Below are 10,133 nucleotides of genomic sequence, written 5' to 3' on the forward strand. Positions count from 1 at the left end.
TCAGCGCAGAGAGAGTTCCGTGACGGGATAACCCGCGTCGTGCCGGATGCGGACCATCCCGTCGCTCAGATCCGGCTCGACGATGACCGGCGACTGCGCGCGCGCCGCGGCCAGGACCTCGTCCACTCGGGACGAGAGGGCGAGGCGCGCGAGGTTGAACGCGGTCGGGGCGATGATCGGCCAGTCGCCCGCCTCGCGCCGGCGCAGCGCCTCGGCGGGTTCCGCCCACCGGGCCGCGACGAGCTCGATCCCGTCGACGGCCGGCTCGGCGCCCTCGGGGGCGCGGACCGCGAAGAAGTGCGTATCGAACCGGCGTGGTTCCGCGGCCGGGGTGATCCACCGCGACCATGCGACCAGTGCCGCCGGGCCCGGAAGCGCGATCCCGGTCTCCTCCCGCGTCTCGCGCACCGCGGCCGCCCGCGCACGGGCGTCGGTATCGTCGTCCGGGTCGCCGTCGCCGGCATCGATCGAGCCGCCGGGGAACGCGAGCACCGAGGGGAACGCACCCGAGGTCGGACGCTGCACGAGCAGCACGCGCAGCGGGTCGTCACGCAGCAGCAGCACGGTGGCCGCCGGCCGGGGCTCGGAGCGCTGGGTCACGAGGTGTACCCTAGGGCCGTGCGCTTCGGCCTGCTTCTTCTTAGCTGCCGCGACGGGGCCTAGTCCTTCGGCCTTCCTCGTCGCGGCCTTCGGCATCGGCTGAATACGACAGGAAGACCAGCAGGAGACCGTCCCATGAAGAACACCCAGAAGCCCTCGGGGATGCCGATTCACCGGTATCGCCCGTACCACGAGCAGTTCCCGACCGATCTGCCCGACCGCAGCTGGCCGTCGAAGGTCATCGATGCGGCACCGATGTGGTGCGCCGTCGACCTGCGCGACGGCAACCAGGCGCTCATCGACCCGATGAGCCCCGAGCGCAAGCGCATCATGTTCGACCTGCTGGTCCGGATGGGCTACAAGCAGATCGAGGTCGGGTTCCCCTCGGCGAGTCAGACCGACTTCGACTTCGTGCGCCAGCTCATCGAGGAGGACCTGATCCCGGATGACGTGGTCATCCAGGTGCTCACCCAGGCTCGCGAGGAGCTCATCGCGCGCACCTTCGAGTCGATCCGCGGCGCGAAGCAGGCGATCGTCCACCTCTACAACTCGACGAGCATCCTGCAGCGCGACGTCGTCTTCCGCACCGACAAGCAGGGCATCATCGACATCGCGCTGAACGGCGCGCGCTGGTGCAAGCAGTACGAGCAGACCGTGCCCGGCACGACCGTCTACTACGAGTACTCGCCCGAGAGCTACACGGGCACCGAGCTCGAGTTCGCGGCCGAGATCTGCAACCAGGTCATGACGGTGTTCGTGCCGACGCCCGAGCGCAAGGTCATCATCAACCTGCCCTCGACCATCGAGATGGCGACCCCGAACGTGTACGCCGACTCGATCGAGTGGATGTCGCGGCATCTGCACCATCGCGAGAACGTCATCCTGTCGCTGCACCCGCACAACGACCGCGGCACGGCGATCGCCGCCGCCGAGCTGGGCTACCAGGCCGGCGCGGACCGCATCGAGGGCTGCCTGTTCGGCAACGGCGAGCGCACGGGCAACGTCGACCTGGTCGCCCTCGGCATCAACCTGATGACCCAGGGGATCGACCCGCAGATCGACTTCAGCGACCTCGACGAGATCCGCCGCACCGCCGAGTACTGCAATCAGCTGCGCGTGCACGAGCGCTCGCCGTGGGCGGGCGACCTGGTCTACACGGCCTTCTCGGGCTCGCATCAGGATGCGATCAAGAAGGGCTTCGAGGCCATGGAGGCCGCGTCGAAGGCCACCGGCACGCCGCTCGAGCAGATGGAGTGGGCGGTGCCGTACCTGCCGGTCGATCCGAAGGACCTGGGGCGCGGCTACGAGGCCGTCGTGCGCGTGAACTCGCAGTCGGGCAAGGGCGGCGTCGCCTACCTGCTGAAGGCCGACCACAAGCTCGACCTGCCCCGCCGGCTGCAGATCGAGTTCAGCGGCGTCGTGCAGCAGAAGACCGACGCCGAGGGCGGCGAGGTCACGAGCGAGGAGATCTGGTCGATCTTCCGCGACGAGTACCTGCCCGCGCCGCAGAACCACCCGGACGACAAGTGGGGGCGCTACGAGCTGCTCTCGACGCGCACCGCGAGCGACATGACCGGCTCGGTCACGCTCGAGCTCCGGATGCGGATCGGCGACGACGTCGAGGAGGCCCAGGGCGTGGGCAACGGCCCCATCGCGGCGTTCCTCGGTGTCATGGCCGAGCAGGGGCACGAGGTGCGGCTCTACGACTACGTCGAGCACACGATGTCGGAGGGCGGCGACGCGCTCGCCGCGGCCTACGTCGAGCTGCAGGTCGGCGACAAGCGCCTGTGGGGCGTCGGCATCGACGGCGACATCTCGACCGCATCGCTCAAGGCCGTCGTGTCGGCCGTGAACCGGGCCGTGCGCACGGAGCAGGACACGGAGCAGGAGCAGCTGGTCGGCGTCTGATCACCGCGAGACGATCAGCACCGCGTCGTCGTCGACCTCGAGCACCTCGAGGGGACGCGCGCCCACGAGACCGCGGGCGGTCTCGACCTGCTCTCCGGCGACCAGCGTCACGAACGCTCCGCCGGCGGCCGTCCACGCCTCCATCCCCGCGAGGACGGCACGGAACGGGTCGAGACCGTCCGCACCTCCGTGCACGGCGCCCTCGGGCTCGTGCTCGCGGAAGTCGCGCGGGATGCGTGCGAGCTCGCGCGTCGGCACATGCGGCAGGTAGGCGGCGGCCAGCTCGATCCGCCCGCGGAGCTGCGCGGGCAGCCCGGTCCACCAGTCGCCCCGGTGCGCCGAGAAGCGGTGCCGCGCCCCGTTCTCGGCGGCGACCGCGACCGCCGCGGGGTCGACATCGACGGCGTGCACCTCCGCGCGGGGCAGCCGGGTCGCGAGCGCGGCCGCGATGGCGCCGGCACCGCAGCCCAGGTCGACGACGATGCGGGCATCCGGCCGCGCCGCCACGGCCGCGTCGACGATGGCCTCCGCCCGGGCCCGCGGCACGAAGACGCCGGGAGCGACGCCGACCTCGACGCCCGCGAACGACGCGACCCCCAGGGCCTGCTCGAGGGGCACCCCCGCCGTGCGTGCGAGCACCACCGCCTCGACGGCCGCCGCGTCATCGCCGCGCACCCGCCGGATCTCGGCCGCCTCCTCCTCGGCGAAGACGCAGCCCGCCGCCCGAAGCCGCGCGATCAGCTCCGCATCGCTCACACGCTGCGCCGCTCGTCCGGCTCCTGCTGGTCGCCGCCGCGCCGGATCCAGCGCACCCTGCGCAGGGCCTGCTGCTCGGGCAGGCTCCAGTGCAACAGCACGGCGAGCACCCGCACGGCGAAGGTCACGACGACGCAGACGAGGGCGGCCACGAGCACCGGCACGCCGACGGCACGCAGCACGACGAGCGTGACGGCTCCCGCGATGGCGGCGACGGCGTAGAGCGAGCCGACGTGCATGAGCGCGATCGGAACGTTCAGCAGCAGGTCGCGCAGGATCGAGCCGCCCACGGCCGCCAGGGCCCCCACGAAGACCGCCGGCACCTCCGGCAGCCCGGTGGCCAGCGCCGCCGTCGTGCCGAACGCGCCGAACAGGCCGATGGTGAGGGCGTCGAGCGCGGTGAGGAAGCCGCCGAGGCGCCGGAAGAGCCGCTCCAGCAGCATCCCGAGCAGCGCCGCGACCGTGGCCACCGGCAGGTAGAAGTCGCTCTCGAGCGCGAGCGGGATGCGCGCGAGCAGCACGTCGCGCAGGATGCCGCCGCCGAATCCGGTCGCGATGCCGATGATGGCGACGCCGAGCAGGTCGAGCCGGCGGTCCCGGAATCCGGCCGCGTACAGCGCGCCCTGCAGGCTCCCGACACCGACGGATGCCAGGTCGACCCAGAGCGGGATGGTGAAGGTCGCGCTCATCCGGCTCTCGCGCTCAGAGCCGCTCGAACAGGCCGGGGTACTCGAGCACGAAGCCGCGTGCGTCGACGGTGATGTCCGCCTCGAAGTCGGAGTCGAGCGACTCGTAGCGGTACACGTCCTCGTCGAGGCGCGTGTAGCGCTGGGGGTCCGGCACCAGCTCGAGGTCGGGAAAGCTCACGTACGCGGTCACGATGTCGGCCTCGTCGTCGACCGCGAGGTCGAGCCGGCGGATGGGGAGCGTGTTGGTGAGCGGTGACGCGGCCAGGTCGAGGTCGATGGCCTCCGCGAGATCGTCTCGCTCCTCGCCGTCGAGCGTCCAGACGCCGTCGGCGGAGCGCTCCAGGTCGAACGCCCGCTCGCCCTCCAGCGCCTCGAGGTGCAGGGTGCGGAACGTCCAGTCGGCGTCGCAGGTCAGCTCGTAGCTGTAGCGACCGCGCGCCGAGTCGATGATCGACGCGACCCGCACGCCGCCGTGTTCGTCGACCCGCGCCCGCTCGAGACCATCGACCTCGACGCCCCGCCACACCAGTTCCGGCATGCGCCCATCCTCGCAGGGGGCGACGCTCCAGCGCAGCGGACGACCGCGCTCGTCCCGGCGGGGTGCGCGCGGCAGCGTGCCGCAGGAGCGGCGGCGCGCCAGACGTCCAGCGCAGCGGACGACCGCGCTCGTCCGCGGAGCGGCAGCGTGCCGCAGGAGCGGCGGCGCGCCAGATGTCCAGCGCAGCGGACGACCGCGCTCGTCCGCGGAGCGGCAGCGTGCCGCAGGAGCGGCGGCGCGCCAGACTAGCAGCGTGCCGGTCTATCGTGACGAAGCCGTCGTCCTCCGCACCCACAAGCTGGGGGAGGCCGACCGCATCGTCACGATGATCAGCCGGCGCCACGGCAAGGTGCGCGCGGTCGCCAAGGGCGTGCGGCGCACCGGGTCCCGATTCGGCGCCCGGCTCGAGCCCTTCATGGTCGTCGACGCGCAGTTCTACATCGGCCGCAGCCTCGACATCGTGCAGCAGGCCGAATCCATCGGCTCCTACGGCGCCGACATCGTGGGCGACTACGCGCGCTTCACCGCCGCCAACGCGATGGTCGAGGCCGCGGACCGGCTCACCGAGCACGAGGCGGGGGTGCAGCATTACCTCCTGCTGGTCGGAGCGCTGCGCTCGCTGTCGCGCGCGGAGCACCCGCCCGGGATGACGCTCGACTCCTACCTGCTGCGCGCCCTGTCGATCGCGGGCTGGGCTCCGAGCTTCGTCGACTGCGCCGTCACGGGGGCATCCGGACCGCACTCCGCATTCGTGCCGCAGCTCGGCGGCGTCGTCGCCGACGCGGTCGCCCCGCCGGGGGCGGTGCGCCTGGACCCCGCGACCCTGAGCCTGCTCGGCGCCCTGCTGTCGGGCGACTGGGAGGCGGCGCAGGACAGCGACGACCGCACCCAGGCCCAGGCCTCCGGCGTCGTCGCGGCCTACACGCAGTACCACCTCGAGCGCGGCCTGCGCTCCCTCGAGCACGTCGAGCGGACCACCGCGTGAGCCCGGTAGGTCGTCGCCCGAAGGGCGAGTCGGAAGGCACCGCGCAGCGGCTTCCCGCAGGCAAGACGCATCGGGATGCCGTCGACTTCGTGCCGCTGGACTGGACGGGACTGCACCCGCCCGACGTGCCGCGCGCCGCCGTGCCGGAGCACGTCGCCCTCGTGATGGACGGGAACGGGCGCTGGGCGAATCGACAGGGGCTCCCGCGCATCGAAGGGCACCGTGCCGGGGAGGCGGCTCTGCTCGACGTGGTCGCCGGCGCCGTCCAGATCGGCGTCAAGCACCTCAGCGTCTACGCGTTCTCGACGGAGAACTGGGCGCGCAGCCCTGAGGAGGTCCGGTTCCTGATGGGGTTCAACCGCGACGTGCTGCACCGGCGCCGCGATCAGCTCAACGAGTGGGGCGTGCGCGTGCGCTGGGCGGGGCGCACGCCGCGGCTCTGGCGCAGCGTGATCGACGAGCTGCGGTTCGCGGAGCGGCTGACCGCGCACAACGACACGCTCACCCTCACGATGTGCGTCAACTACGGCGGCCGGCAGGAGCTCGTCGACGCGATGCGCGGCATGGCCGAGGAGGTGCGAGCCGGCCGACTGCGGCCCTCCGGCATCACCGAGAAGTCGATCCAGCGCCACCTCTACATCCCGGATCTGCCCGACGTCGACCTCTTCGTGCGCAGCTCGGGGGAGCAGCGCACCAGCAACTTCCAGCTCTGGCAGTCCGCGTACGCCGAGATGGTCTTCCTCGACACGCTCTGGCCCGACTTCAGCCGGACCGATCTCTGGCACGCCATCGAGATCTACGCCGGACGCGCGCGCCGGTTCGGCGCAGCGGTCGACGCCCCGTCCGTCTAGCCGCCCGGACGCACGCTCCTGGACGACGAGCCGTCATCCGGGCGATGCTGAGGGCATGGTCACCGCCGCCCTGCAGTCGGCGATCCGGCAGTTCCGTGAACCCCGCGGATACCTGGCGGTCGCCTCCATCGGACTCCCGCCCGACTCGGCGCTCGCCGCGATCCGGGCCGACCTCGCCGCCTGGGAGGACGCGAACCGCGACCCGGAGGGGTACGACGCGGTCATCGCCCGCACCCGGGCCTCGTTCGCAGGCCTCGTCGGCGTGCCGGTGGATCGCGTCGCGATCGGATCGCAGACCTCGACGTTCGCCTCGATCGTCGCGGCGGCGGTGCCCGACGGCGCCGAGGTGCTGCTGGCGCAGGGCGACTTCAGCTCGATGATGTTCCCGTTCCTGCAGCAGCAGCCGCGCATCCGGGTGCGGGTCGTGCCGCTGTCCGGCCTCGCGGAGTCGATCACCGACGAGACCTGGCTCGTCGCGTTCTCGCTGGTGCAGTCCGCGACCGGGACCGTCGCCGACGAGGACGCGATCGTCGCGGCCGCGACCGCGCACGACGCGCGCACCTTCTGCGACACGACCCAGGCGACCGGCGTGCACCCCGTCGACGCCGCCCGCTACGACCTCACGGTCTGTCACAGCTACAAGTGGCTGTGCGCGCCGCGCGGGGTCGCGTTCCTGACCGTCTCCGAGCCGATGCAGGACGCGCTGCGCCCCGTGCAGGCCGGCTGGTACGCGGGCGAGGACGTGTGGCACAGCACCTACGGCCCCGAGATGCAGCTCGCGACGAGCGCGCGGCGCTTCGACGTGTCGCCCGCCTGGCAGGCCTGGATCGGCGCGGAGCAGTCGATCGCGCTGTTCGCCGGGCTCGACATCGCGGAGGTGTGGGCCCACGCCAGCGGGCTCGGCGATGCGCTGTGCCAGGGACTCGGCATCCCGCCGCAGCACCAGGCGATCGTCGCGTGGCCCGACCCCGACGGTGCGCGCGTCGCGGCCTGCGGCGCGGCCGGCATCCGGATCTCGGGGCGTGCCGGCCGCATCCGGGCGAGCTTCCACCTCTGGAACACCGAGGAGGACGTGGCGGCACTGCTGCGCGCGGCCGGTCGGTAGGCTGGATCCTCCACAGCACCCTGGAGAGTTCACGCCCGTGGCAGCGCCCTCGTCCCTCGACTCCATCATCTCGCTCGCGAAGCGTCGCGGCTTCGTCTTCCAGTCCGGCGAGATCTACGGCGGCTCGCGCTCGGCGTGGGACTACGGTCCGCTCGGCGTCGAGCTCAAGGAGAACATCCGCCGGCAGTGGTGGCAGACGTTCGTGCGCGGTCGCGCCGACATGGTCGGCCTCGACTCGGCGATCATCCTGCCGAAGCGGGTGTGGGAGGCGTCGGGTCACGTGGCGACGTTCACCGACCCGCTGGTGGAGTGCCAGGTGTGCCATCACCGCTTCCGCGCCGACCACCTCGTCGAGGACTTCGAGGCCAAGAAGGGCCGCGCGCCGGAGGGCGGCCTCGCCGAGGTCGCCTGCCCCAACTGCGGCACGCGCGGGCAGTACACCGAGCCGCAGGCGTTCTCCGGACTCATGAAGACCTACCTCGGCCCCGTCGACAACGAGGAGGGCCTGAACTACCTGCGGCCCGAGACGGCGCAGGGCATCTTCGTCGACTTCGCCAACGTGCTGCAGACCACGCGCAAGAAGCCGCCGTTCGGCATCGGCCAGATCGGCAAGGCGTTCCGCAACGAGATCACGCCGGGCAACTTCATCTTCCGCACCCGTGAGTTCGAGCAGATGGAGATCGAGTACTTCACGCCGCCCGAGGAGGCGGCGGCGTGGTACGAGCGGTGGATCGCGGACTGCTGGGGCTGGTTCACGGACCTCGGCATCCGGGAGGAGAACCTGCGCCGCCTGGACGTGCCGGATGGCGAGCGCGCCCACTACTCGGCGGCCACGGCCGACATCGAGTACCGCTTCGGGTTCGCCGGCGGCGACGGCTGGGGCGAGCTGATGGGCATCGCGAACCGCACCGACTTCGACCTGAACAACCACATCCGCGAGTCGGGCGCCGACCTGCGCTACTTCGACCAGGCGACGAACGAGCGCTACGTGCCGTACGTCATCGAGCCGTCCTTCGGCCTCACCCGGGCCATGATGGCGTTCCTCGTCGACGCCTTCGCCGAGGACGAGGCGCCCAACACGAAGGGCGGCGTCGACAAGCGCACCGTGCTGCGCCTGGATCGCCGGCTCGCCCCGGTGAAGGTCGCGGTGCTGCCGCTGTCGCGCAACGAGCAGCTCTCGCCCGTCGCGAAGCAGCTGGCCGACGAGCTGCGCACGCGGTGGTCGATCGAGTTCGACGACGCCGGCGCGATCGGGCGCCGCTACCGCCGGCAGGACGAGATCGGCACTCCGTTCGCCGTGACGGTCGACTTCGACACCCTCGACGACAAGGCGGTCACCGTCCGTGAGCGCGACACCATGTCGCAGGAGCGGGTGGGGCTCGACCGGCTGCCGGGCTACCTGGCCGAACGGCTGCAGGGGGCATGACCGCACCCGCGGCGGCTCCGCTGCCGTCGCTGCGCTACCACCGGCTGCTGCGCGCCCTGCCGCGCTATCGCTGGTGGCGGCCGCTGGTCGCGCTCATCCTCGCGGCGGTCTACTGGGTCGTCTTCCAGACGATCTGGACCGTCGTCTTCGTCGTCATCGCGCTCGTGGGCGGCGCCATCCCGTTCAGCCCCGACCTGGCGACGCTGCAGGACTCGCTCATCCGGTTCCTCGCGATCGACGCGTCCGATCCGCTCTCGATCCTCGCCGTGGTGGGCGGGGTGGCGACGATGCTGCCGGCCGTGCTGCTCGCGTACCTCTCGGTGGGGCTCCGGCCGCTGCGCGTGCTGCGGTCGGTCGCCTTCCGGCTGCGCTGGCGGTGGCTGGCGCTGTGCCTGCTGCCGGCGCTGCTGATCACCGTCGTGGCGATCGCGGTCGATGCGTGGCTGCTGCCGCTGCTCGGCGACGGGCCGCCGCCCGCCGTGCCGACCGCGCCGCTCGGCACGTTCCTGCTCTGCGCCCTCCTGTTCGTCGTCCTGACGCCGATCCAGGCCGCCGCCGAGGAGTTCGGATTCCGCGGGCTCGTCTCGCAGGCCGTCGGCAGCTGGGTCGCGCCGCCGCCGGTCGCGATCATCGTGAGCACGGTGGCGTTCGCGGCCGCGCACACCCAGTACTTCGGCTGGGCGACGCTCGAGGTCGCGGTGTTCGGCGCCGTCGCCGCCTGGGTCACCTGCCGCACCGGCGGACTCGAGGCCGCGATCGCGCTGCACGCCGTGAACAACACGCTCTCGTTCGTGCTCCTCGCGACCGGAGCCGAGGGGTCGACCCAGGGGTTCGACCCCGACCATCCGACGACCGGCGACCCGTGGTCGGCCGTCGTCACGGTGATCACGATGGGCGCCTACCTGCTGATCGTCGAGGTCATGGCCCGCCGCCGGCGCATCGCGACGGTGCTCGAGCCGCTGCCCGCCGCCCCGAGTGCGCCGCCGCCGCCGGATCCCGCCACCCGGATCGCGGAATAGCGGCACGGCATCCGGGATTGCACCTTCCGTGAGCTCTGCAACGCCCATCAAGGTCGACGTCTGGTCGGACATCGCATGCCCGTGGTGCTTCATCGGCAAGCGCAAGTTCGAGCTGGGGGCCGAGGATGCCGGCATCCCGGTCGAGGTCGAGTACCACTCGTTCGAGCTCGCGCCCGACACCCCGGTGGACTTCGACGGCAGCGAGCAGGACTATCTGGCCAGCCGCGGGTTCCCGGCGGAGCAGATCCCGCAGATG

The 10,133-nt window shown here is 71.9% G+C and carries 11 protein-coding genes; 7 read left to right on the plus strand and 4 right to left on the minus strand.

Features of this window, described 5'->3' with window-relative positions; all coding sequences use genetic code 11:
• A complete protein-coding gene (locus ABD285_RS09970) occupies nt 1-600 on the minus strand; it encodes an NUDIX hydrolase (RefSeq protein ID WP_284252470.1) in 600 nt (199 codons plus the stop codon).
• 135 nt (nt 601-735) lie between these two features.
• Here ABD285_RS09970 and leuA point away from each other — a divergent pair, with 135 nt between their 5' ends.
• On the plus strand, nt 736-2,508 hold the full coding sequence (gene leuA / locus ABD285_RS09975; protein WP_284252468.1) for a 2-isopropylmalate synthase: 1,773 nt from the start codon (nt 736-738) through the stop codon (nt 2,506-2,508).
• On the opposite strand, the gene ABD285_RS09980 is transcribed toward leuA, so the two are convergent.
• From ABD285_RS09980 to ABD285_RS09990, 3 genes are read right to left on the minus strand one after another with little or no spacing between them, the layout of a single operon-like run.
• A complete protein-coding gene (locus ABD285_RS09980; protein WP_344202345.1) occupies nt 2,509-3,264 on the minus strand; it encodes a methyltransferase in 756 nt (251 codons plus the stop codon). It abuts the gene before it with no gap.
• Nucleotides 3,261-3,953 (minus strand): trimeric intracellular cation channel family protein, encoded by a 693-nt coding sequence (locus ABD285_RS09985; protein ID WP_284252464.1) that lies wholly within the window; start codon nt 3,951-3,953, stop codon nt 3,261-3,263. Before ABD285_RS09985 ends, ABD285_RS09980 begins: the two co-directional genes overlap by 4 nt.
• Nucleotides 3,954-3,966: 13 nt before the next feature.
• Nucleotides 3,967-4,491 (minus strand): putative glycolipid-binding domain-containing protein, encoded by a 525-nt coding sequence (locus ABD285_RS09990; RefSeq protein WP_284252462.1) that lies wholly within the window; start codon nt 4,489-4,491, stop codon nt 3,967-3,969.
• A 253-nt stretch (nt 4,492-4,744) separates the two neighbouring features.
• Here ABD285_RS09990 and recO point away from each other — a divergent pair, with 253 nt between their 5' ends.
• The 6 genes from recO to ABD285_RS10020 form a co-directional block, all read left to right on the plus strand.
• Entirely contained in the window at nt 4,745-5,476 is a 732-nt protein-coding gene (recO, locus tag ABD285_RS09995; RefSeq protein ID WP_344202348.1) for a DNA repair protein RecO, read from the plus strand.
• Nucleotides 5,473-6,327 carry an isoprenyl transferase gene (locus tag ABD285_RS10000; RefSeq protein WP_425565005.1) on the plus strand — a complete coding sequence of 285 codons (855 nt, stop codon included), beginning with the start codon at nt 5,473-5,475 and terminating at the stop codon, nt 6,325-6,327. The genes recO and ABD285_RS10000 overlap by 4 nt, the downstream gene beginning before the upstream one ends.
• 55 nt (nt 6,328-6,382) lie before the next feature.
• Nucleotides 6,383-7,432 (plus strand): aminotransferase class V-fold PLP-dependent enzyme, encoded by a 1,050-nt coding sequence (locus tag ABD285_RS10005; protein ID WP_284252460.1) that lies wholly within the window; start codon nt 6,383-6,385, stop codon nt 7,430-7,432.
• Between the two features lie 37 nt (nt 7,433-7,469).
• Complete coding sequence (locus ABD285_RS10010; protein ID WP_284252458.1) at nt 7,470-8,858, plus strand: glycine--tRNA ligase; 1,389 nt, start codon at nt 7,470-7,472, stop codon at nt 8,856-8,858.
• Nucleotides 8,855-9,877, plus strand: a complete 1,023-nt coding sequence (locus ABD285_RS10015) for a CPBP family intramembrane glutamic endopeptidase (protein ID WP_284252456.1) — start codon at nt 8,855-8,857, stop codon at nt 9,875-9,877. Before ABD285_RS10010 ends, ABD285_RS10015 begins: the two co-directional genes overlap by 4 nt.
• Nucleotides 9,878-9,905: 28 nt before the next feature.
• On the plus strand, nt 9,906-10,133 hold a 228-nt coding region (locus tag ABD285_RS10020), incomplete at its 3' end, for a DsbA family oxidoreductase (RefSeq protein WP_344202352.1).

This window comes from Pseudolysinimonas kribbensis, from assembly GCF_039531715.1.
GTDB classification, from domain to species: Bacteria; Actinomycetota; Actinomycetes; order Actinomycetales; family Microbacteriaceae; genus Pseudolysinimonas; species Pseudolysinimonas kribbensis.